General features: G+C 65.1%; 21 protein-coding genes. 3 read left to right on the plus strand and 18 right to left on the minus strand.

Features of this window, described 5'->3' with window-relative positions; genetic code table 11:
• Window positions 1–33 precede the first annotated feature (33 nt).
• Together NX862_RS10285 and NX862_RS10290 are read right to left on the minus strand one after the other, a co-directional pair.
• Window positions 34–921 carry a DMT family transporter gene (locus NX862_RS10285; protein ID WP_264493817.1) on the minus strand — a complete coding sequence of 296 codons (888 nt, stop codon included), beginning with the start codon at window positions 919–921 and terminating at the stop codon, window positions 34–36.
• The gene (locus tag NX862_RS10290) at window positions 918–1,727 is read right to left on the minus strand and encodes a TIGR00282 family metallophosphoesterase (protein ID WP_264493818.1); all 810 of its coding nucleotides are present in this window, start codon (window positions 1,725–1,727) and stop codon (window positions 918–920) included. The genes NX862_RS10285 and NX862_RS10290 overlap by 4 nt, the downstream gene beginning before the upstream one ends.
• A 227-nt stretch (window positions 1,728–1,954) precedes the next feature.
• Here NX862_RS10290 and NX862_RS10295 point away from each other — a divergent pair, with 227 nt between their 5' ends.
• The 3 genes from NX862_RS10295 to pdeM all read left to right on the plus strand — a co-directional run bounded on the left by NX862_RS10295 (window position 1,955) and on the right by pdeM (window position 5,403).
• Window positions 1,955–4,324: a ligase-associated DNA damage response DEXH box helicase gene (locus tag NX862_RS10295; RefSeq protein WP_264493819.1), complete on the plus strand. Its 2,370-nt coding sequence runs from the start codon at window positions 1,955–1,957 to the stop codon at window positions 4,322–4,324.
• Window positions 4,325–4,426: 102 nt separating this feature from the next.
• Window positions 4,427–4,717, plus strand: coding sequence for a hypothetical protein (locus NX862_RS10300; RefSeq protein WP_264493820.1), 291 nt, complete (start codon window positions 4,427–4,429; stop codon window positions 4,715–4,717).
• Between the two features lie 41 nt (window positions 4,718–4,758).
• On the plus strand, window positions 4,759–5,403 hold the full coding sequence (gene pdeM / locus NX862_RS10305) for a ligase-associated DNA damage response endonuclease PdeM (RefSeq protein ID WP_264493821.1): 645 nt from the start codon (window positions 4,759–4,761) through the stop codon (window positions 5,401–5,403).
• A gap of 164 nt (window positions 5,404–5,567) precedes the next feature.
• Here pdeM and folD read toward each other — a convergent pair whose 3' ends face one another.
• From folD to ybgC, 16 genes are all read right to left on the minus strand, one after another.
• Window positions 5,568–6,452, minus strand: a complete 885-nt coding sequence (folD, locus tag NX862_RS10310; RefSeq protein WP_264493822.1) for a bifunctional methylenetetrahydrofolate dehydrogenase/methenyltetrahydrofolate cyclohydrolase FolD — start codon at window positions 6,450–6,452, stop codon at window positions 5,568–5,570.
• A gap of 40 nt (window positions 6,453–6,492) precedes the next feature.
• Entirely contained in the window at window positions 6,493–7,368 is an 876-nt protein-coding gene (locus NX862_RS10315; protein WP_264493823.1) for a bifunctional 5,10-methylenetetrahydrofolate dehydrogenase/5,10-methenyltetrahydrofolate cyclohydrolase, read from the minus strand.
• Window positions 7,365–7,655 carry a chorismate mutase gene (locus tag NX862_RS10320; RefSeq protein ID WP_264493824.1) on the minus strand — a complete coding sequence of 97 codons (291 nt, stop codon included), beginning with the start codon at window positions 7,653–7,655 and terminating at the stop codon, window positions 7,365–7,367. Before NX862_RS10320 ends, NX862_RS10315 begins: the two co-directional genes overlap by 4 nt.
• Before the next feature lie 126 nt (window positions 7,656–7,781).
• Window positions 7,782–9,458: a formate--tetrahydrofolate ligase gene (locus tag NX862_RS10325; RefSeq protein ID WP_264493825.1), complete on the minus strand. Its 1,677-nt coding sequence runs from the start codon at window positions 9,456–9,458 to the stop codon at window positions 7,782–7,784.
• 241 nt (window positions 9,459–9,699) lie between these two features.
• The gene (locus NX862_RS10330) at window positions 9,700–10,287 is read right to left on the minus strand and encodes an MOSC domain-containing protein (protein ID WP_264493826.1); all 588 of its coding nucleotides are present in this window, start codon (window positions 10,285–10,287) and stop codon (window positions 9,700–9,702) included.
• Window positions 10,288–10,392: 105 nt separating this feature from the next.
• On the minus strand, window positions 10,393–11,139 hold the full coding sequence (locus NX862_RS10335) for a hypothetical protein (RefSeq protein WP_264493827.1): 747 nt from the start codon (window positions 11,137–11,139) through the stop codon (window positions 10,393–10,395).
• A gap of 181 nt (window positions 11,140–11,320) precedes the next feature.
• On the minus strand, window positions 11,321–13,210 hold the full coding sequence (gene ftsH, locus NX862_RS10340) for an ATP-dependent zinc metalloprotease FtsH (RefSeq protein ID WP_264493828.1): 1,890 nt from the start codon (window positions 13,208–13,210) through the stop codon (window positions 11,321–11,323).
• Between the two features lie 78 nt (window positions 13,211–13,288).
• Entirely contained in the window at window positions 13,289–14,503 is a 1,215-nt protein-coding gene (gene tilS, locus NX862_RS10345; protein WP_264493829.1) for a tRNA lysidine(34) synthetase TilS, read from the minus strand.
• The gene (gene ybgF, locus NX862_RS10350; RefSeq protein WP_264493830.1) at window positions 14,504–15,343 is read right to left on the minus strand and encodes a tol-pal system protein YbgF; all 840 of its coding nucleotides are present in this window, start codon (window positions 15,341–15,343) and stop codon (window positions 14,504–14,506) included.
• Window positions 15,344–15,898, minus strand: a complete 555-nt coding sequence (gene pal / locus NX862_RS10355) for a peptidoglycan-associated lipoprotein Pal (RefSeq protein ID WP_264493831.1) — start codon at window positions 15,896–15,898, stop codon at window positions 15,344–15,346.
• A 78-nt stretch (window positions 15,899–15,976) separates the two neighbouring features.
• Window positions 15,977–17,278: a Tol-Pal system beta propeller repeat protein TolB gene (tolB, locus tag NX862_RS10360; protein WP_264493832.1), complete on the minus strand. Its 1,302-nt coding sequence runs from the start codon at window positions 17,276–17,278 to the stop codon at window positions 15,977–15,979.
• Window positions 17,279–17,297: 19 nt separating this feature from the next.
• Window positions 17,298–17,786 (minus strand): cell envelope integrity protein TolA, encoded by a 489-nt coding sequence (gene tolA, locus NX862_RS10365; protein WP_264493833.1) that lies wholly within the window; start codon window positions 17,784–17,786, stop codon window positions 17,298–17,300.
• Entirely contained in the window at window positions 17,783–19,012 is a 1,230-nt protein-coding gene (gene tolA, locus NX862_RS10370; protein WP_264493834.1) for a cell envelope integrity protein TolA, read from the minus strand. The genes tolA (NX862_RS10365) and tolA (NX862_RS10370) overlap by 4 nt, the downstream gene beginning before the upstream one ends.
• A gap of 5 nt (window positions 19,013–19,017) precedes the next feature.
• Entirely contained in the window at window positions 19,018–19,497 is a 480-nt protein-coding gene (gene tolR / locus NX862_RS10375; protein WP_264493835.1) for a protein TolR, read from the minus strand.
• A gap of 2 nt (window positions 19,498–19,499) precedes the next feature.
• Entirely contained in the window at window positions 19,500–20,243 is a 744-nt protein-coding gene (gene tolQ / locus NX862_RS10380; RefSeq protein WP_264493836.1) for a protein TolQ, read from the minus strand.
• A 550-nt stretch (window positions 20,244–20,793) separates the two neighbouring features.
• The gene (ybgC, locus tag NX862_RS10385; protein ID WP_264493837.1) at window positions 20,794–21,219 is read right to left on the minus strand and encodes a tol-pal system-associated acyl-CoA thioesterase; all 426 of its coding nucleotides are present in this window, start codon (window positions 21,217–21,219) and stop codon (window positions 20,794–20,796) included.
• Window positions 21,220–21,247 lie beyond the last annotated feature (28 nt).

Here is a 21,247-nt window from a genome sequence, read left to right on the forward strand (position 1 = left end):
CAGCGACAAGAATATTCTACAAAACCGGTCGTCTTAAGCGGAAACCGTCTGTTTCCGCGGTTTCACCAGGGTCATCCCGGCCAAAAGCACCACCATGGCGGCCCAGATCCAGGACGAGGGGCGTTCATCCAGCAGGATCATGGCAAAGGTGACGCCGGACACTGTGGTGACATAAGACGACTGGCTGGCAAAGACGGCTCCGGTCCTTGCCGCCAGCCAGACGAAGGTCGCGTAAAGCAGGCCATGCAGGGCAGAGGAGATGGCAAGCGCCGCATCGGGCCAGGTGGCGCCGGGGATATAGGCCTGATCCGTGGCCAGCATCAGCGCGCCCACCATGACCGAGGCCACCAGGGACACCCCCAGCATGGCCGAAATCGCATCCAGGCCGCCAAGGCCGTAACGGGCGACATAGGTGTTTTCCAGCGCATAGCACAAAGGCCCGATCATCGCGATGGGCAAAAAGGCCAGCATGGCGCGGTCGGGCAAGGAGCTTTGCGGCAGGGCGATCATCAGCACGCCGGTCAGGCCAAGCGCCAGGCCAAGGGCGCGCTTGGTGTCGAAATGGTCCATCCGCAGCGCCAGGTTGATCGGAAAGGCGATCAGCGGGATGGTCGAGATGATGATCGACATGATCCCCGAAGGCAGCTGGGCCGCCGAGGTATAGAAGGTGAAGTTCGGGATCACCGTGCCCAAAAGCGCCACGACGACGAAAAACGGCAAATGCGCGCGGGTCCAGCCGGTGCCGCGACCTCGGGCCAGGGTGATGGCGCCCAGCACCAGGATGCAGGTGACAAGTTGCCAGAAGACCAGGCCAAAGGCCGGATGGCCGGTGGATGTGGCGATCTTGCCCAGGGGTTGCGTCAGTCCCCAACCGGCGCCAAGGCCGAGGACGAGGGCCACTTCCTTGACGGAGTGGCTCATAGTGGCCCGGACTGCTTCAGCTTGCCGCCTTGGCGGACCATCTCGATCCGCGTGGCGCGGCCGGTCTTGTCGTCGGTTTCGACATAGACGCCGGAAAGGGTGGCCTCGCCCTCGGCAGGCTCGAACCGGCCCGAGGCCATGCCGGTGATGAACCGCCGCAGGGGTTCCAGCTTTTGCATCCCGATGACGCTGTCGTAATCGCCGCACATGCCGGCATCGGTGAGGTAAGCGGTGCCCTTGTTCAGGATCATGGCATCGGCGGTGGCGACATGGGTATGCGTGCCCACGACAAGGGAGGCCTGGCCGTCGACCCAATGCCCCATCGCCATTTTCTCGGAGGTGGCCTCGGCGTGGATTTCCACGATGGCGGCCTGAACCCCGCCGCCGTGGGTTTTCAAGACCTCGGAGACGGCGGAAAAGGGGTCATCGAAGGGGCGCTTCATGAAGACCTGACCCAAGGCCTGCGTGACCAGCACGCGGCGGCCCTGTGTGGCCTCAAAGACCTTGGCGCCCCGGCCGGGGGCGATTTTCGAGAAGTTCAGGGGCCGGATGATGCGCGGTTCGGTTTCGATGAACTGCATCATGTCCTTTTGGTCGAAGGCATGGTCGCCCAAGGTGACGCAATCGGCCCCGGCGGCCAGGATGCCCTTGGCATGTTCCGCCGTAAGACCGGCGCCATTGGACGCGTTCTCGCCGTTGACCACGACGAAATCGAGGCCCCAATCAGTGCGGAGCTTGGGAAGGCGGTCGGTGATGCCCACCCGCCCGGTTTTGCCGACGACATCGCCGAGGAAAAGAATACGCATGAGCTGGCGTTATCCTTTGGGGCGGGGCTCTGCAATCCTGAACGCGACATCTGGTGACGCCGCTGGAGGGGCTGCCGGCCCCTCCAGACCTCCCCCGGGAATATTTGGGTCAGTATGAAAGGGGCAGACGGGCGTATTTGGGCCCGTATGAAAGCCGGGGATCATTTACCGAAGGGATGACCGTGGCGGGCCATGGACTTGGCCGCGGGGGGGCTTATCTTGGGGCGATGGAATTGCCTGTGCAGCTTTCAAAGTGGTTCGCGGCCCAGGGGTGGGCTTTGCATCCGCATCAGCGCGAGATGCTGGCGCGGGCGGGCGCGCGGTCCACGCTGTTGATCGCACCGACCGGCGGGGGCAAGACGCTCGCGGGGTTTCTGCCGACGCTGGCGGAACTGGGGGTCAGCCCGGGCAAGGGGTTGCACACGCTGTATATCTCGCCGCTGAAGGCCCTGACTTCGGACATCCGGCGCAATCTGGGGCGACCGGTGGAGGGGGCGGAGCTTGCGATCCGGGTCGAGGATCGGACCGGGGACACCGGCTATACCGCGCGGCGGCGGCAAAGGGCGGACCCGCCGCATATCCTGTTGACCACGCCAGAGAGCCTGGCGCTGCTCTTGACCTATGAGGATGCGCCGCGGATTTTTGCCGGCCTGCAACGGGTGATCGTCGACGAGATCCACGCCCTTGCCGAAAGCAAGCGCGGCGATCAGCTGATGTTGCAACTGGCGCGGCTGGAGGCCCTGTGTCCGGGTCTGCGGCGGGTCGGGCTTTCGGCCACGGTCGAGGACCCTGCCGCGCTGGCCGATTGGCTGGGGGCGGGGACCGGGGTTCTGCTGGCCGATCCGGGGCCCGATCCGGACATCGCCATGCTGGAGGCGGGCGCCCCCCCTTGGGCGGGCGGCGGCGGGCGCTATGCCATTCCGGCGATCCTGGAACAGGTCAAGCGCCACCGGACGACGCTGATCTTTCACAACACACGGGCGCAGGCGGAGATCTTTTTCCGCAACCTGTGGATGGCCAATGACACCGACCTGCCGATCGGCATCCACCACGGGTCCCTGTCGCGTGAGCAGCGCGAAAGGGTCGAGGCCGCGATGGCGGCTGGCGCCTTGCGGGCGGTGGTTTGCACCGGGTCGCTGGACCTTGGCATCGACTGGGGCGATGTCGATCTGGTGATCCAGGTCGGCGCGCCCAAGAACGTCAAGCGGCTGGTGCAGCGGATCGGGCGGGCGAACCACCGCTATAACGCGCCGTCCAAGGCGCTTTTGGTGCCCGCCAACCGGATGGAGGTCGTCGAGTGCAAGGCCGCGCTGGATGCGGTCAAGGCGCGCGATCTGGACGGCGAGCCGCGGGGCCGGGGGCCGCGCGATGTGCTGTGCCAGCATATCCTGGCCACGGCCTGCGCGGCGGGCTTTGCGGCGGATGCGCTTTACGCCGAGGTCGCCTCGGTCGGGGCCTATCACGATCTGACGCGGGCCGAGTTTGATGCTTGCCTCGATTTCGTGGCCACCGGGGGCTATGCCTTGCGGGCCTATGACCGCTGGCAAAGGCTGATGCTGCGCGGCGGGCTTTGGACCCTGCGCGATCCGCGGACGGCCTCGGTGATCCGGCAGAACCTGGGCACGATCATCGAGGTCGAGACCCTGAAGGTCTCGCTGCGCGGTCGTGGTGCGCCTTTGGGCGAGATCGAAGAGGCCTTTGCCGCCACCCTGACGCCCGGGGATACCTTCTTGATTGGCGGCGAGGTCGTGCGGTTTCACGGGTTGCGCGAGATGACGGTGGAAGTGACACGCGACCCCGGGCGGCCGCCCAAGGTGGCGGTCTTCAACGGGACCAAGTTCGCGACCTCGACCCAGTTGTCGGAGCGTATCTTGCGGATGTTTCAGGAGGGTTGGGACCTGCCGCATCACACCGCCGACTGGCTGAACCTGCAGCGCGAGGTCAGCCGCCTGCCCGAACCGGGGCGGCTTTTGATGGAAAGCTTTCCCCATGACGGGCGCGAACACCTGTGTGTCTATGGCTTTGCCGGGCGCAATGCACAGCAGACGCTGGGGCTGTTGCTGACCAAAGAGATGGAAGAGCGCGGCCTTGCGCCTCTGGGCTTTGTGGCCACCGATTATGCCACGCTGATCTGGGGGCTGGAGAAGGTGACGGCGCTGGAGTTGGACCGCGACAGGCTGCGCGCCGGGCTGGAGACCTGGCTTGCCGGCAATGCGGTGATGAAGCGGACCTTCCGGTCGACGGCGATCATCGCGGGGCTGATCGAGCGCAGCCACCAGGGGCGGCGCAAATCGGGGCGGCAGGCGACGTTTTCCAGCGATATCCTTTACGACACGCTGCGGCGGTTTGACCCGGGGCACCTGCTGCTGGAGATCACCCGCGAAGAGGCGATGCGGGGGCTGGTCGACTTTGGCCGGATCGAGGCGCTGTTGGACCGCGTCGGCGACCGGGTGGACTTGGTGCGGTTGGACAGGGTCTCACCTTTGGCCGCGCCGCTGATGCTGGAGCCGGGCCGGGTGCCGATCCAGGGCGCCGGGCGCGAGAGGCTGGCCGAGGATGCGGCGAACCAGATGCTTCGGGCGGCGGGGCTGCGGTGAGCGCCGGGGGGCTCGCCCCCCGGACCCCCGAGAGATATTTGGGTCAGTATGAAAGAGGGAGAGAGGATGGGTCAGGCTGAGAGGTTTGCCTTCATAGGATGGATGGCGCATCGCCTTCCCCAGGCGATGGCGCGGCTGAAGGATCACCTGGAGTTCTGGTCGGGGGAAGCCATGCCTTGGCTTTGGATGTCGGAATTGGCCGAGAGACTTGAGACGGACGCGCTGTCGCCAGAGCTTTTGCAAGACCTGGACCAGGCGTGCGCGAAGGAGCGCGATGCGGTCGCGGGCTTGGTGCGGGCTGGTTTCGTCGAGACCCTGGGGCCTGAGGGACGGCGCAGGATCGCGGCCTTTCCCGGCCTTGCGCAGGCGGTCCGCACCCATTTCGGCCCGTGAAGGGCTTGCCATCTGGCGCTTGGTCTTCCAAGCCTGTGGACATGGACTATCGCTTTTCCCTGCAAGGCGCCGCCCTTGTGGCCCTTCCCTCCGGTGCGCTCTGGGCGCCCGAGGCGGCGCTTCTGGTGGTGTCAGACCTGCATTTCGGCAAGTCCGAGCGCCTGGCCCGCCGAGGTGGAGTGCTGTTGCCGCCCTATGAGACACGGGCGACCTTGGCGCGGCTGGATGCCGATCTGGAGGCCACGGGCGCGCGCCGGGTCATCTGCCTGGGGGATTCCTTTGACGACCTGGCCTCCGAGGCCGAGATGGACGAGGCGGATCGGCTTTGGCTTTTGCGGCTGATGGCGGGCCGGGAGTGGACCTGGGTCGAGGGCAACCATGACCCGGGGCCGCTGATGCTTCCGGGCGCGCATCGGGCAGAGGTGGCCTTGGGCGGGCTGGTGTTTCGGCACATCTGCACCGGTGCGGTCGCAGAGGTCTCGGGCCATTACCACCCCAAGGCGCGGCTTCCGGGGCGGGTGGCGCCCTGCTTCCTGATCGACACGGACAGGGTGATCTTGCCGGCCTTTGGCACCTATACCGGCGGGTTGTGGAGCGATGCGCCCGAGCTTCGCGCGCTCATGGCGCCGGACGCGCTTGCCGTGCTGACGGGCAAAACGTGCTTGGCCCGCCCGATGAAGGGCTAAAGCCCCTTCACATTTGCCCAAATACTCACGGGGATTTTCAAGGGGTTTGCCACTGGTTCAAGAAACCAGTGGCATGGGGCCCTTTGAAGCGGGGGGCGGCAGCCCCGCCTCGGGCGCCGCAGGGCCAAGGGCTTCGCCCGCCAGGCGCCGCCAAGCGCAATCCCTCAGGCCGTCAGCCCTTTCGGCTCGGCCAGCCCATTGGACCGGCAACAGGCGGTCAGGGTATTGGCCAGCAGGCAAGCGATGGTCATAGGCCCAACCCCACCCGGCACCGGAGTGATCGCCCCCGCCACGGCGGCAGCACTTTCGTAATGGACATCGCCCACGATCTTGCCCTTGCCGTCGCGCTCGATCCGGTTGATGCCGACGTCGATCACCGTGGCGCCCGGCTTCACGAAAGCCCCGGTGATCATCTCGGGACGTCCCACCGCCGCCACCAGGATATCGGCACCCCGGCAGACCGCCTCCAGGTCCTTGGTCCGCGAATGGGCAATCGTCACCGTGCAGCTGTCGCCCAACAAGAGCTGCGCCATCGGCTTGCCCACGATGTTCGACCGCCCGACCACGACCGCATTAAGCCCCGCCAGCGACCCATGATGATCGCGCAGCATCATCAGGCAGCCAAGGGGCGTGCAGGGCACCATCGACTTCTGCCCGGTCCCCAAAAGCCCCACGTTCGAGATATGGAACCCATCCACATCCTTGGCCGGATCAATCCGGTTGATCACCAATTCGCTGTTCAGATGCCCGGGCAAGGGCAGCTGCACCAGGATGCCATGCACCGCAGCATCGCCATTCAGCCGGTCGATCAGCGCCAGCAAATCGGCCTCTGACGTGCCCGCATCCAACCGATGCTCATAGGAATTCATGCCCACTTCCACGGTCGAGGCATGCTTGTTCTTCACATAGACCTTGGAGGCCGGGTCCTCGCCCACCAGCACGACCGCCAGCCCCGGGACGATGCCCTTCTCTTTCAGGGCGGCCACATGGGTTGCCACCTCTGCGCGCACTTTGGCGGCAAAGGCCTTGCCGTCGATCACCTTGGTCATGTCTTCCTCCGTCAGGACCCGCGAGGGCTCTTGTTCTGGTTCAGGCGACCGCAAAGGCCGCCGCGTAATGGTTTTTTTGCATGCTTGTCGCCAGGACGGCGTTCTTCATCAGGATGGCCACCGTCACCGGCCCCACGCCGCCCGGAACCGGGGTGATCCAGCCCGCCACTTCGGCGCAGCTGGCGAAATCGGCGTCCCCCACGGTCCGCCCTTCGACCCGGTTGATCCCGATGTCGATCAGCGCCGCACCGGGCTTCAGCATCGCGCCCGTCACCAGCCCCGGCTTGCCCACCGCCACGAACACCGCATCCGCCCCGCGCGAGTGAACCGCCACCTGCCGCGTCATGTGGTGACAGACCGTGACCGTCGCCCCAAGCCCCATCATCAAAAAGGCAATCGGCTTGCCCACAATCTCGGAATGGCCGATCACGCAGACATTCAACCCCTCGATCTGCAGGGGAAGGGTCTTCAGGATCTCGACCGCAGCGACCGCCGTGCAGGGACCCAGCGCCAGATCGTTGTAAACGATGTTCCCGATCGAGGAGGGATGCATCCCCTCGACATCCTTCAAGGGATGCACCGCCTTTTGCAGCGTTTTCACCGGGATATGCGCTGGCAAGGGCCGCTGGATGATGATCCCGTTGACCCGGGGATCGGCGTTCAGCCCCTGCAGAACGCCCACCAACTGCTCCAGCGAAATTTCCGATGGGTAATTGCGCGCCTCAAAGGCGACGCCCGCGGCCTCGGCCTGGCGTTGCTGATTGCGCACATAAAGTTCGGCCGCCGCCACATCGCCAACCGACACCGACACCAACCGAGGCTGCCAGCCCGCAGCCACCAAAGCCTCGGCCGCGGCCCGCGTTTCGGCCATCATCCGTGCAGCAATGGCCTTCCCGTCGATCAGCGTAGCGGTCATTTGCCCAAAACTTTCTCTTCCCGCGCGATGGACCATTCGACCACCTGGCGCCAGATCGCCTGATACAGGTCCGGGTCCAGCCCCGCTGCCCGGGCATGATCGCCGACATTGGTAACGACTTCCTCAACGCGGGCCTCGATCCGCGCCGGCAATTGCGCCCCGACCTTGATCTGCGCCGCCCGGTCGATATAGCCCGCCCGCTCGGCAAACAGCGCCACCAGCGCCGCATCCAGCCGGTCGATCTCGGCCCGGATCTCGGCCATCGTCACGCAATCCGCCGCCTTCATCGCAGCCCCCTTTTCCGTTCAGGCCTCACATAGGCCAAGCACATGCCCCGGAAAAGGTCTTTCATACTGACAAAAATATTCCACGGGTGGGTCCGGGAGGGTGTGAAACCCTCCCGGGTTGTCCGCTTAGAACAGGCCTTCGACGAAGCCCTGATCGTTCAGCCGGATCACTTCGGCCGAGGGCACCTTGGGCAGGCCCGGCATGGTCATGATCTCGCCGCAGATCGCGACGATGAATCCCGCGCCGGCCGAAAGCCGCACTTCGCGCACCGGAACCGTGTGGCCCGTCGGCGCGCCACGCATGTTCGGATCGGTGGTGAAGGAATACTGCGTCTTGGCCATGCAGACCGGCAGATTGCCGTAACCGGCGGCCTCCCAGGCCTTCAGCTGATCGCGGATAGACTTGTCGGCGATGACTTCCGACGCGTGATAGATCCGCTTGGCAATCGTCTCGATCTTTTGGAACAGCGGCATGTCATCGGGATACAGCGGCGCAAAGTTCGAGGCGCCCGACTCGGCCAGGCTCACCACCTTCTTCGCCAGCTCTTCGATGCCTTCCGAGCCCTTGGCCCAGTGCTGGCACAGGATCGCTTCGGCGCCTTGTTCAGCCACATAGGCCTTCACGGCGTCAATCTCGGCCTGGGTGTCGGAATAGAAGTGGTTGATCGCCACGACGACCGGCACGCCAAAGCCCTTCACGTTGGCAATGTGGCGGCCCAGATTCGGGCAGCCCTTTTGCACCGCCGGCACGTTCTCGGTGCCCAGATCGGCTTTCGCCACGCCGCCGTTCATCTTCATCGCGCGGACCGTGGCCACGATCACCGCAGCGGCAGGCTTCAGCCCCGCCTTGCGGCACTTGATGTCAAAGAACTTCTCGGCACCCAGGTCGGCACCGAAACCAGCCTCGGTCACGACATATTCGCCCAGTTTCAGCGCGGTCTTGGTCGCGATGACCGAGTTGCAGCCATGCGCGATGTTCGCAAACGGGCCGCCATGGACAAAGGCCGGGTTGTTCTCCAGCGTCTGCACCAGGTTCGGCTGCATCGCGTCCTTCAGCAGAACGGTCATCGCGCCATCGGCCTTGATGTCGCGGCAATAGACCGGGGTCTTGTCGCGGCGATAACCGATCACGATGGAGCCCAGACGGTTCTGCAGGTCGTTCAGATCATTGGACAGGCAGAGGATCGCCATGACTTCCGAGGCGACCGTGATGTCAAACCCGGTCTGACGCGGGAAGCCGTTCGAGACGCCGCCCAGATTCACCACGATGTCGCGCAGCGCGCGGTCGTTCATGTCCATCACGCGGCGCCACACGATGCGGCGCGCGTCGATGTCCAGCGCATTGCCCCAGTAGATGTGGTTGTCGATCATCGCCGAAAGCAGGTTGTGGGCCGAGGTGATCGCATGGAAGTCGCCGGTGAAGTGAAGGTTCATCTCCTCCATCGGCACGACCTGCGAATAACCGCCGCCAGCCGCGCCACCCTTCATCCCGAAGTTCGGGCCGAGGGAGGCTTCGCGGATGCAGACTACGGCCTTCTTGCCGATGCGGTTCAGACCGTCGCCCAGACCCACGGTGGTCGTGGTCTTGCCTTCACCCGCCGGGGTCGGGTTGATCGCGGTCACAAGGATCAGCTTGCCATCGGGACGGCCCGCCAGGCTTTCGATGAACTCTTGGCTGACCTTGGCCTTGTCATGGCCATAGGGCAGCAGGCTTTCGGACGGGATGCCAAGCTTGGCGCCGATCTCAAGGATCGGTTTCTTCGTCGCTTCACGCGCGATTTCGATGTCGGTCTTGAAGGCCATGATACTCTCCCGAGGGGCAAAGGGGCTTTGACCTAAGGTGTATCGCCGGATGCGACCAGCGGAAGTCGCTTTTGCGACCAGCCTGCCACCAAATTCGCCAGCCGCTGTTTCCGATCGGAAATAATGGAACGTGGTCGGGGAAAATTCCAGAAATGGAACATGTGGTTCGCAGATTGGGTGGCGCGCTTGGGCCGAATCACTCCTGCCAGCGTGGGGGGGCCGCAAAACTTGAAGGCCGGGGTCACAGAAGACGCGGCGGCATCCATGGGCGCTGATCGGGGATGAAAAGCGCGATCTCCTCGCCCAAGGTCAGTGCGCCGGGCCGTTCCACCCAGGCGACAAGACCGCGCCGCCCTTCGGCTGCGGGTTTGAACAGCTTGCCCTTGCCGGGGTGGGCCGCCTCGATGGCCTTGGACGGGATCGTGCAGGGGCGGTTGTTCAGGTTTACGACAAGCGTGGTTTGGCGCCCCTGCAGACGGGAGCCGGGGGGGATGTAAGAAAGGTCGGGCAGGCCCTCGATCACCATTGTGGCGCCGAGGAGGGAGGGGGAGAGGGTTTCAAGGTCCATCTGTGCGGCGATCTGGGCCAGCTCATCGGCGCAAAGGATCGAGACCTGCCGCGTGTTGGCGATCTGGGTGCCGCGCGGGTAAAGCGGCATCATCCGAGAGCAAGAGGGGACCGTGGCGCCCGCATGGGTCTCGCCCTCGATCCCGTCGAATGTGGCGGTAAGGGTGTCGGCAGGTTCCGCATGGATCGGGTCATGGGAGTTCGCCATGCGACCGAGGAAGGTGATGCGGCCGGTGTATTGGGTGCGTTTGAGGATGGGCATGGGGGGGCTCCGTTTTTGCTTAGGTGGCGGAGCGAGCGGCGCTTGGCAAGAGCGTGTCGCGCATGGGCAAGCGATGCGCGCGACCCGTCACGATGCAGCGGCGCATCATCTGCGGCGCAACAATCCCCCCAGGCGGGCAAGGAGCCCCCTTGGTTCATCCTGCTGCCTTGCCGCTTTGGCCAGATCCTCCCAATCCTCCGTATCTCCGGGGAGCAATTTGGCACCTGCCAATCGGTGGCCCCGATCATCATGGAAGGCCATGCGGCGGGGAATCTCTTCGGCCAGAAAGATCGCCAAGGATGCCCACCTGGCACCAACCCGGTCGAGCGCTGCGTTATAGAGCTCGACCTCTCCGGTAGAGGCCAGGTAGAGATGGCCTTGCGAATATGAGGGACCGTTAATCGCCCCGATCCCCAAGGAGCCCGCAGGGATATAGGCCGGGCGTTCCACGACGTTTGAATAGCGCAGGCTGATCGGCTGACCGATCCCTTGGACCGAGCGATGGAGAAGCCCCCCGGTTGCACCAAGAAGCGAGATACCAAGAATTCTGGCGCCGTTCATATGGGAAAGCAGGGCGCGGTATGGCTCTGGCACATAGCCACCGGCTTCCTCTTCTGCGGCTAGGAGGCCTTGATCGTCCAGACCTGGATATCGGGTGCAGAGATAGGCGAGGGGCGAAACATGAGGGAGGTTGCCGGTCTGAAAGGCGTCATCTGGGCCTTCGACAAAGCCCAAGTGATCATAGGCCTCTCTCAGGAGGAGGTCGGTCCGGCGCAAGGTTTCGGAAATAGAATTCGGCATCGCAAGGACTTTCGGAACAGGGTCAGAGCATTTTTGTGCATCTTGTCGCATTGTCAAGTTGGCGGTCCCCGCCGGGCACCCATGGCCAAGGTGCGGGGCATATGGGTCGAGGTCCCGGGTCAAGCTCGGGGCTCTGGTCGGGCTGCGTAGCCCTGGGGGGCACCCCGGACCCGGAAATGGAAACGCCGGAGGCATCGGGCCTCCGGCGTTTCCTTTGGCGCTGGTTGCGCCGTTACACTTGCGGTTCGGGCGTGGCGTCGGGGGTGACACGCGTCCGCGTCTTGGGCATCGAGAGGACCGAGGTCGTGCCACCCGAGGGGGGCTCGTCGCCGCCAAGCGCCTCGCCTTTCATGACCTTCTTGATCTCGTCGCCGGTCAGGGTCTCGTATTCCAACAACCCCTGGGCCAGACGTTCGAACTCTTCGGGGTTTTCCACCAGAATCCGGCGCGCCGTCTGGTAGCCCTCGTCAATCAAGGCCTTGACCTCGTTTTCGATCATGATCTTGGTGTCGGCGGACACCGAGAAACCACCGGCGTTGCCCTGATAGCCCTCATGCGCCTCGGCGTAGTCGATGTTGCCGACCTTGTCGGACATGCCCCAGCGCAGGACCATCGCGCGGGCCAGAGCCGAGGCCTGCTGGATGTCGCCCGAAGGACCGTTCGAGACCGCCTCTTCGCCCCATTTGATGATCTCGGCGGCTTTGCCGGCCATGGTCATGGCGATCTTCTGCTTGCACTCGTCCTTGTGCCAGTTCAGGCGGTCGATTTCCGGCAAGCTCATCACCATGCCCAAAGCGCCACCCCGGGGGATGATCGTCGCCTTGTAAACCGGATCGCATTTCGGCAGGTGGATGCCGACGATGGCATGGCCGGCCTCGTGATAGGCGGTCATTTCCTTTTGCTCATCGGTCAGGACCATCGAGCGACGCTCGGCGCCCATCATGACCTTGTCCTTCGACTTTTCGAAATCCTCCATCGCGACGAAGCGACGGCCGGCGCGGGCGGCCATCAAGGCGGCCTCGTTCACCAGGTTCATCAGGTCGGCGCCGGAAAACCCGGGCGTGCCGCGCGCGATCAGGCGCAGGTCGACATCCGGACCCACGGGGACCTTGCGGGCATGGACGTTCAGGATCTTTTCGCGGCCCTTGATGTCGGGATTGGGCACATAGATCTGACGGTCGAAGCGGCCCGGACGCAGAAGCGCGGGGTCCAGCACGTCTTTGCGGTTGGTCGCGGCGACGATGATGACGCCTTCGTTGGCCTCGAACCCGTCCATCTCGACCAGAAGCTGGTTGAGCGTCTGTTCGCGTTCATCGTTGCCGCCGCCCATGCCGACGCCACGCGCCCGGCCGACCGCGTCGATTTCGTCGATGAAGACGATGCAGGGGGCGTTCTTTTTCGCCTGTTCGAACATGTCGCGGACACGGCTTGCACCGACGCCGACGAACATTTCGACGAAGTCAGAGCCCGAGATGGTGAAGAACGGCACGCCAGCCTCGCCGGCAATGGCACGGGCCAAAAGCGTTTTACCTGTCCCGGGCGGGCCGACCAGCAAAGCGCCCTTGGGGATCTTGCCGCCCAGACGGGAGAACTTCTGCGGGTTGCGCAGGAATTCCACGATTTCCTCAAGCTCTTCTTTCGCCTCGTCGATGCCCGCCACATCGTCAAAGGTCACGCGGCCACTTTTCTCGGACAGAAGCTTGGCCTTGGATTTGCCAAACCCCATCGCCCCGCCTTTGCCGCCGCCCTGCATGCGGTTCATGAAATAGATCCAGACCCCGATCATCAACAGCAGCGGCGCCCAAGAGATCAGGATCGTCATGAAGGACGATTGTTCCTGCGGCTTGGCGTTGATGTCGACGCCCTTGCCCAAAAGCCGGTCAGTGACCTGCTCTCCGCTGGGCTTGATGACCGTGTAACTGGCACCATCCGAGGGCTGCACGACGATCTGTTCGCCGTTCAGCGTGACGGACTTGACCTTGCCGTCGTTCACATTCTGGATGAACTCGGAATAGGACACCGACTGGGCCGTGAAATTGGCCTGCGAGTTGAAGACCTGAAAGAGCGCCAGGACCAGCAAAAGCAGGATGACCCAGATGGCGATGTTACGTGCGTTTCCCAAACCGGAACTCCTTGAACTGCGAGGCGCCGGGGGATGCGCCTTGCCTTGCAGTATAAAATAGACAGTTGTTCGGCCGGTTCAATGCGATAACGCGGCTGTGACCGTGATGAGTTCGGCGAAGCATGGTCGGATTGTGGTTTCCGGGTGGTTAACACCGGCAAAAGGGGCGGAAATAATCGCGCCCTCGTGTCGGATTGCGGGGCTGGCGGCCAGGGCGGCGCGGGGAAGGCCGGTGTCGCGCCAGGTGGGCGGGACATCGGGGCCAAGCGCGCCCAGGGTGCAGCCCGGGGGGGCGGTGGCGGTCCAGCGGTCCCAGATTTGGCCTGCGGGAACCTCGGCGGGCAGGCTGCGGGCCTCGCGAAAGGCGCGGCCCTGCGCAAAGCGGACGCCGGCGAGGGTGCCGGGGTGTCCGCTGGCAAGGGCGGTCAGCAGCCGTGTCAGCGCCGCGCCGCGCGGGGGATAGGGCGCCGGGGCAAGCGTCAGGATCGCGCGGGTCAGAAGGCGGCGCTGGGTCTCGGTCGGGGCGTCGAACAGCGCGGGATGCCAAAGCAGCGTGCCACGGTCAGGCGTCAGGGCGCGCGGCGCCCAAGCATCGGCCAGCGCATCCAGCGCGGCGCGGGCCTCGGCCAGGTGGCGGGCAGAGGCGGCAATCGCCGCGCCGGGCAGATCACGCAGGGCGGTGCGGGTGCGGGCGCGCAGATAGCGGGGGTTCTGGTTGGACGGGTCCTCGACCCAAGCCGCGCCGACCTGCGTCAGATAGCCGCGCAGTTCGGCGCGCGCGGTGGTCAGCAGGGGGCGCAGAAAGGTCGCGCCGTGATGCGGGAACAGCGGTGCCATGGCGGCCAGCCCATCGACCCCCGCCCCGCGCATCAACCGCATGAGGAAGGTTTCGGCCACGTCGTCCTGGGTATGGGCCAGCAGAACCAAAGGGTTCCAGGCGGCCAAAAGGTCGCGGCGGCCCCGGCGGGCGGCATCCGAGAGGTTGCCCCGCCCGTCCCAGTGCCAGTCCAGCGTCGTGTGGTCCAGGCCAAGGCGGGCGCAGGTCGCGGCCACCATCGCGGCCTCGGTCGCGGCCTCGGGGCGCAGGTTGTGGTTCACGGTCGCAACCCGGGGACGCAGGGGGGCCAGCAAATGCAGCATCGCCATGCTGTCGCCGCCACCAGAAACCGCAAGGCCCAGCCCGCGGGTGACGGGCAGGGCCTGGGTCAGGCGCAGGAAAAGCCCGTCCCCCGCGGTGGGCTGCCCCGGGTTTGACCCGGGGCCTCCTGGGGGCGAGGGGCGCGCTTCAGTCACCTATTGGCAGCCCTGCGCCTGCATCGCGGCCACCGCGGAGGCCTCGTCGGCCGAGCCGGGAAAGCGCTTGCCGACCTCGGCCAGGGTCACGCAGGCCTCGGGGCCTTGGCCCAGCTTGCCCAAAGCGGTGCCCAGTTTCACCAAGGCCTGACCGGCCAAAGGCCCGTCTTGCTTGGCGGAAAACGCGTCCAGATAGGCGCGGGCGGCATTGGCCGTATCGCCTGCCTGGGTCAGCGCATCGCCACGATACAGGTCGGCCTGGGGAACTAGCGGCCCGCCCGGAAAGGATTGGGCATAGGTCTTAAAGAGGTCAGCGGCGCCCGGAAAGTCACCGGAATCGAGCACCCCCTTGGCCCGGTCGAAGTCTGCCTGTTCGTTCAGGGCCAATTCAGGTTGATCGCCCGAGGTCGTATCAGGGGCCGTCGCCGGGGCTGCGGGTTCCGCCACGGGGGCGGGCGTGCCACCCGCCATGCCGCCCAGATCGGGCGTGGGGGGCAGGGCGCCGGGGTCACAGCCCTCGGTCAGCTCACACAGCCGGAATTCGATGTCGCCGATGCGGTTGGTGCCATCGGACACCACCGCATTGACCTTTTGTTCGACCGCTTCGGTGCGGGCGGTCAGCGACCGCAAGGCGGCCTCGATCGCGTCCATCCGGCTTAGGGGATCGGCCCCGGCCGTGCCATTGGTCGCGGCGCCGGACGCCACGACCTCTTGCTTCAGCGACACCAGCTGTCCCGCCAGCGCCGCCAGCTCCGCCTTCACATCGGCCAGCGTCTGCGCCTTGTCTTGGGCGGGTGCCGGACTGCCGAGCAGAAGACCAACGAGAAGAAGGCGCTTCATTTACGCCCCCGAACCCATCGACAGCACCGTCACGGCGCGGCGGTTCTGCGCATAGCAGCTTTCGTCCGAACACAGCGAGATCGGGCGTTCCTTGCCATATGTCACGGTCTGGATGCGCGACCCGGCCACCCCTTTCGAGATCAGGTAGTTCTTGACCGAATCCGCCCGGCGCCCGCCGAGCGAGAAGTTGTAATCCCGCGTGCCCTGCTCGTCCGCATGGCCTTCGACGATGATCGCGTAATCCGGGTTGGTCGCCAGCCACTGCGCCTGACCATTCAGGATCACCTTGGCATCGTCATTCAGCGTCGATTGGTCGACGGTGAACAGGATGCGGTCGCCGACCGACTGCTGGAAATAGGCAATCGAGGCCGGGTTCGACGGATCGCCCAAAGCGCCCGAGGAAATCCCGTCGGTGCCGATCCCATTCGCGCCATTCGCCCCATTGGCGCCATAGCCATCCGAGCCAAAGCCATCCCCGCCACCGGGGTTGCGGCAGCCCGCCAGGGCCAGCGCGGAAACGATCATCAGAACTTTCAGGGCAACTGCAGTGCGCATGGGATATTTCCGTTTATGGGGCTCGATTGTCGGCCAATATAGCAGATGTGTCACGGGCTGTGAATCGCCCGTGACGGGTCAGGGCAGCAAAGGCGACCAATCGGCATCCGAGGCGCCCGAAGGTGTCGGCACCTGATGCAGGTTGCGGCCCGAGACATCGACCGAGAAGATCGCCGCATTGCCGGCCGCGCCCTCACCCTGACGGGTGAACATGATCACGCGGCCATTCGGCGCCCAGGTCGGGCTTTCATCCAGGAAGGACGAGGTCAAAAGCCGCTCGTCGCTGCCATCGGGGCGGATCACGCCAATATAGAACCGGCCATCGGCGATCTTGGTAAAGGCGATGAAGTCGCCGCGGGGCGACCAGACCGGGGCGGCATAGCGGCCCTTTCCGGACGAAATCCGCGTCGGCTCGCCGCCACCCGCAGGCATCACATAGATCTGCTGGTTGCCCGAACGGTCGGATTCAAAGGTGATCGAACCGCCATCGGGGCTGAAGGAGGGCGCGGTTTCGATGGACGGCGCATTGGTCAGCTGGCTCAGGCTGCCCGAATTGGTATTCAGCGCGTAAAGGTCGGAGTTACCGTCCTTTTCCAGCGTGAAGACCACGGTTTGCCCATCGGGGGCAAAGCGGGGGGCAAAGGTCATTGTGCCGGGCTGTTCTCCCATCGACCGTTTGGACAGGTCGCGGGTGTTCATCAGATAGACGCCCGGGAAACCCGACTCATAGGAAATATAGACGATCTGCGACCCATCGGGCGAGAAGCGCGGTGCCAGCACGATCGAGGAACTGTCGGTCAGATAGTTCACATTGGCGCCGTCGTAATCCATCACCGCCAGACGCTTTTGACGGGCATCCTTGGCGCCTTGTTCGCTGACAAACAGGACACGGCTGTCGAAATAGGGGCCCTCGCCCGTGATGCGGGAATAGACCGCATCGGCGACTTTGTGGGCCATGCGCCGCCAGCTTTTCGCGGAGCCCGCAAACTGCAGACCTTCGCCCATCGCCTGGCCGGTAAAGACGTCATAGAGCTGGAATTTGACCACGATCTTGCCGCCAGAGGACTGGACCTCTCCGGTGATCAGCACTTGGGCATTGATCGCCTGCCAATCGGCATAGTTGATCGGCCCGCCGAACGCGGAAATCCCCGAGATATAGGCCGAGGCCGGGATCTCGCGGAACAGCCCCGTGCCGGTCAGGTCCGAGGAGATGACCTGCGTGATATTGGCCGCCTCTTCGCTGCCACCCAGGAAGGTGGGCAGGGCGAAGGGCATCGGCTCGATCACCGGGTTGTCGAAGCGGATCGTGGGCTCCGCGATTGCGGGCGTGGTCAGGCTGGCAAGCGCCAGCAAGACGGCGGCAAGGATTGGGTGTTTCATGCGGTCCTCTTCGGATGGCTCATCGCACCGTCCCTTGGGAAGGGTCGAAGGTGAGAAGGAAGGATTTCCAGGTGGAATAGTCGGAAGCGGGAAGGGCGAGCCTGCCCAGCCCGCGATAGACCGCGCGCTGGGCGGCCTTGAAAGCAGGTCGGGCGGCTGTGTCAGATCCGCTGTGGTCAACGAAGGTGATCCCATCGACCTGTCCGTCAGGCGTCATGGTCACGGACAGGGTCACAACGATATCCAGCGACGCCGTGGGGAGGACACCCACATTCCAAGCCTGGGTGATGGATTTGCGACTATCGGCAGCCCATGCCGGGCCTTCGGGCAGGGGATCGGCTCGGACTGCAGCCGGGGCCGGGGCGGGTGCCGCCTCACTTAGGGCCCTTGCACGGACATTGTTGGGTGTCGCCGCGTCCATCGCTTTTTCGGGAACAGGCTCGCGTGCCTGCGATGGCACGCCTGCGAAGAGAGCGAGGGCGAAGAGGGAGATTGCAAGGACGTTCACCGCAGCGCCCCTTGTGACGGGTCAAAGACGAAGAGCATCGACTTCCAGGTCTCATATTTCTCGGGCGGCAGGCCGAGCCCGTTCGACGCGCCACGGTAAACCGCGCGCTTGGCGGATTCGAAGGCCTGGTTGGCGTCGGCCTGAGAGCCGCCGGTGAACTCGACCAGTTCGATCGACTGGACCTTTTGATCCTGTGTCAGGCGGACGCGCATGGTGATCGTGACACCGGTGGCCGCCGTCGACAGCGAGCCGATGTTCCAGAACTTTTCGATGGCCTGGTGCAGGTCGTCGATCTCGCCACTGGACAGCGGCGGGCCAGAGGCCTCGGACCCCGTGCCGCCTTCGCCTTGGGTCGAGGCGGAGGCCTCTTCGGCATCGGTCGCATTGGCTTCGGCCAAAGCGGCGGCGATGGCGTCTGTATCGCTGCTTTGATCCGTGGCCGCAGCGGTGTCCTCGGCGCTTTGTTGGGCGCTGTCGGTTTCTGCATTGTCGGACGAGGCGGTGGAGGTCGTCTCGGGCTCTGCCTGGCCCAGGTTGCGCGGACGCGAGGCCGGGCGCGGCGAGGAGGTGGGGGCCAGCGTCGGCGCCTGTTCCTCGACCGGTTGGGCCTCGGGGGTGATGTTGGTGACAGTTTCTTCGGGGGCGGCGGCCTCTTCGGGCGGCGGCTCTGCGGGGGTGGGCTCGGTCGTGTCCTCGGTCGCGGGGGTGGGCGTGTCGGCCTCGGACGGCGCGTCTTCGGCGGGCGTCGGCGTTTCGGCGATGCGCTGGGCGGGACGGGGCTTGGGCCGCTGGGTCGAAAGTGGAACTTCGACGGGCTGAGGGATATCGGCGGGCGGCGCCTCGGTGGGCGGCGTCACGGGTTCGGGCGCCGGGGGGGCCACGTCTTCGGGGACAGGCTCGGGTTCCGGTTCGGGGCGCGGCGGAGGGGCCTGGATGGGCTCCGGAATGGGGGCTGGCTCGGGCGCGGGGGTCGGTTCGGGGGCGGGCTCCGGGGTCGGTTCGGGGGCGGGCTCTGCCGCCTGGGGCTGGGCCGCCGGGGTGGCGGCGGCCGTATCGGCGCTGGGGGCGGCGGCGCTCATCGCGTCGAATTCGGCCGAGGTCATCAGCGACACCGTCGTCACCGGCACTTCGGGCGTTTCCGTCTCCCATTGGAAAAGACCCCCGAGCATGGCCCAGAGGATCAGGCAGCCATGCCCGATGCCCGAATAGAGTGTGCCCTTGTTCATCATGGTCACGGCGCCTGGTCGTTGGCGCCCATGCTTGGCCCGCCGGGGTCGGTCACAAGCCCGATGTCATTGAATCCGCCCGCATTCAGCGCGCCCATCAGCACGGCCACATCGCCATAAGGCACCGCGCCATCGGCCCGGACATAGACCTTCTTCGAGGTCCGTTCGGCCGCCACGGCTTCCAGCTTGGGGATCAGGTCCTCTTGCGCCATCTCGGTCGAATTCAGCAGGATCAGCCCATCGGCGGTCAGCGTGATGGTCAGCGGCTCTTCGTCCTCGGTGGGCAGGGCGTTGGCCGCGGTCTCGGGCAGCTTGATCGGCACGCCGACGGTCATCATGGGGGCTGCCACCATGAAGATGATCAGCAGCACCAGCATGACGTCGACGAAGGGCGTGACGTTGATTTCGGACATGGCGGCCGAGGCGCCGCGCCGCCGTCCGCGCCGCCCGCCTCCGCCCGATTTCTTGGCGACACCGGCTCCCATGGTCAGGCGTCCAATTGGCGCGACAGGATGGTCGCGAATTCGTCGGCAAAGGATTCGTAACCGCCGAGGATGCGTTCGCTGTCCGCGTTCAGCTTGTTATAGGCGACGACGGCCGGGATGGCCGCGATCAGGCCGATGCCGGTGGCCAAAAGCGCCTCGGCGATGCCCGGCGCCACGACGGCGAGCGAGGTGTTCTGGCTGATGGCGATTTCCTCGAAGGAATGCTTGATCCCCCAGATCGTGCCGAAAAGCCCGATGAAGGGCGCGGTCGAGCCGGTGGTGGCGAGGAAAGAGAGGCCCTTGTTCAGGATCTCGGCCTCGCGGGAGATGGCCACATCCATGGCGCGGTCGATGCGGGCCTGGGCGCCGGCGATCAGCCCGCCGTCCTGCCGGTGGCTGCGGCGCCATTCCAGCATGCCGGCGGCGAAGATCTTTTCGCTGGCCCCCTCGGGGGTCGGCCCGATGGTCTCGTAAAGCTCGTCCAGCGGCTCACCGGACCAGAAGGCGCGGTCAAAGATCGCGGCCTCCTTGCGGGCGGCACGCAGAAGGATGGCCTTCTGGATGACGATCGACCAGGACCAGAAGGACATGCCGATCAGCCCGATCATCACAAATTTGACGATGACAGTGGCCCGCATGAAAAGCGCGGTCAGCGAGAAATCAAGAGCCTCGGGGGCTGCGGCGGGGGCGACGGTGGTCGCAACATCGGTCGCATCCTGCGCGAGGGCAAGGAAGGTCTGAAACATGGGGCCTGCTCGTGCGTTATCGGGGTCTTTTGCCCCTGTTGTCGTTAGTCTACACGGATTCAAGCGGAAAAGCCAACAGTCCCCTTACGGGCGGCGCATTGTCGCCGGATTGTGAAGAGGGATGGGCGGGCGGCCTTGTTGCGCGCCGCGCGCTGGGGGTGATTTCAGAGCGCGTGCAAGAGGTCTGGCGCCACGCCAGCCTGTCCGATTGGGCCGTGACCGACGCTGTCCCCGCGCGCCAGACCTGGCCGATTGCGGTCGAGCCGAGGTTTGATCCGTGCAAGCGGGGTGCGCGCGGTGGTTCCACTGTTTTGACTGTGACCCTGCGCCGCCGGATTGCCCGCATGCCTAGGGCTTGCCGTATCCGGGTCAGCGGTGTGTTGCGTCGCGTTTCCCGCAAATATCTTTGCAGTAAGGTCGCAGGACGCGTGCCGATCCTGAAACAAAGTGCCGGTCCCATGACCTGCGACCGGCTGCAAAGGCCGTGTTCGGTTTCATGCGCAGGGTCCGGCTGGGGTTGAGGCGCCCGATCCCACCTTTGCCTCGCCATCTATGGGTCGGTTGAAACGGGCGTTTCGACAATTGGGCCCCGAGGCCGGGTTTCCTGAAACGGCAGACGCGTGGGCGTGCCGTCCTCTTTCAGGCAAACCAGCGTGACCTTGGCTTCGAACAGCGAGACTTGATCGCGCAAGACCGTTTGCAGCAGTGTCAATCGCGCCGGGGTCCGGGCGGTTTCCCGGGTCTGGATCGTCAGAAGGTCATCGAAATGGGCCGGTTTCAGGTAATCTGCCTCGACCCTTCGGACGGCAAAGACCAGGCCGCGGGCCTTCAGCGCCACTTGGTCGATGCCCCGGGCGCGCACCCATTCCGACCGCGCTCTTTCGATGAATTTCAGATAGTTGGCGTAATAGACGATGCCGGCGAGGTCGGTATCCTCGTAGTAGACGCGGCAGGTGAAGGGTGTGTCCGGGGTCATCTGTTTCCTGGCCTTGGGCGGACAGGTT

This window comes from Stagnihabitans lacustris (assembly GCF_025950525.1).
In the GTDB taxonomy this organism is placed as follows: domain Bacteria; phylum Pseudomonadota; class Alphaproteobacteria; order Rhodobacterales; family Rhodobacteraceae; genus Stagnihabitans.

Excerpts from the sequence above, each read along its gene's own strand:
- NX862_RS10285 (WP_264493817.1), bottom strand. The coding sequence starts at position 921 with ATGAGCCACTCCGTCAAGGAAGTGGCCCTCGTCCTCGGCCTTGGCGCC.
- NX862_RS10290 (WP_264493818.1), bottom strand. The coding sequence starts at position 1,727 with ATGCGTATTCTTTTCCTCGGCGATGTCGTCGGCAAAACCGGGCGGGTG.
- NX862_RS10295 (WP_264493819.1), top strand. The coding sequence starts at position 1,955 with ATGGAATTGCCTGTGCAGCTTTCAAAGTGGTTCGCGGCCCAGGGGTGG.
- NX862_RS10300 (WP_264493820.1), top strand. The coding sequence starts at position 4,427 with ATGGCGCATCGCCTTCCCCAGGCGATGGCGCGGCTGAAGGATCACCTG.
- pdeM (WP_264493821.1), top strand. The coding sequence starts at position 4,759 with ATGGACTATCGCTTTTCCCTGCAAGGCGCCGCCCTTGTGGCCCTTCCC.
- folD (WP_264493822.1), bottom strand. The coding sequence starts at position 6,452 with ATGACCAAGGTGATCGACGGCAAGGCCTTTGCCGCCAAAGTGCGCGCA.
- NX862_RS10315 (WP_264493823.1), bottom strand. The coding sequence starts at position 7,368 with ATGACCGCTACGCTGATCGACGGGAAGGCCATTGCTGCACGGATGATG.
- NX862_RS10320 (WP_264493824.1), bottom strand. The coding sequence starts at position 7,655 with ATGAAGGCGGCGGATTGCGTGACGATGGCCGAGATCCGGGCCGAGATC.
- NX862_RS10325 (WP_264493825.1), bottom strand. The coding sequence starts at position 9,458 with ATGGCCTTCAAGACCGACATCGAAATCGCGCGTGAAGCGACGAAGAAA.
- NX862_RS10330 (WP_264493826.1), bottom strand. The coding sequence starts at position 10,287 with ATGCCCATCCTCAAACGCACCCAATACACCGGCCGCATCACCTTCCTC.
- NX862_RS10335 (WP_264493827.1), bottom strand. The coding sequence starts at position 11,139 with ATGCGACAAGATGCACAAAAATGCTCTGACCCTGTTCCGAAAGTCCTT.
- ybgF (WP_264493830.1), bottom strand. The coding sequence starts at position 15,343 with ATGAAGCGCCTTCTTCTCGTTGGTCTTCTGCTCGGCAGTCCGGCACCC.
- pal (WP_264493831.1), bottom strand. The coding sequence starts at position 15,898 with ATGCGCACTGCAGTTGCCCTGAAAGTTCTGATGATCGTTTCCGCGCTG.
- tolB (WP_264493832.1), bottom strand. The coding sequence starts at position 17,278 with ATGAAACACCCAATCCTTGCCGCCGTCTTGCTGGCGCTTGCCAGCCTG.
- tolA (WP_264493834.1), bottom strand. The coding sequence starts at position 19,012 with ATGAACAAGGGCACACTCTATTCGGGCATCGGGCATGGCTGCCTGATC.
- tolR (WP_264493835.1), bottom strand. The coding sequence starts at position 19,497 with ATGGGAGCCGGTGTCGCCAAGAAATCGGGCGGAGGCGGGCGGCGCGGA.
- tolQ (WP_264493836.1), bottom strand. The coding sequence starts at position 20,243 with ATGTTTCAGACCTTCCTTGCCCTCGCGCAGGATGCGACCGATGTTGCG.
- ybgC (WP_264493837.1), bottom strand. The coding sequence starts at position 21,219 with ATGACCCCGGACACACCCTTCACCTGCCGCGTCTACTACGAGGATACC.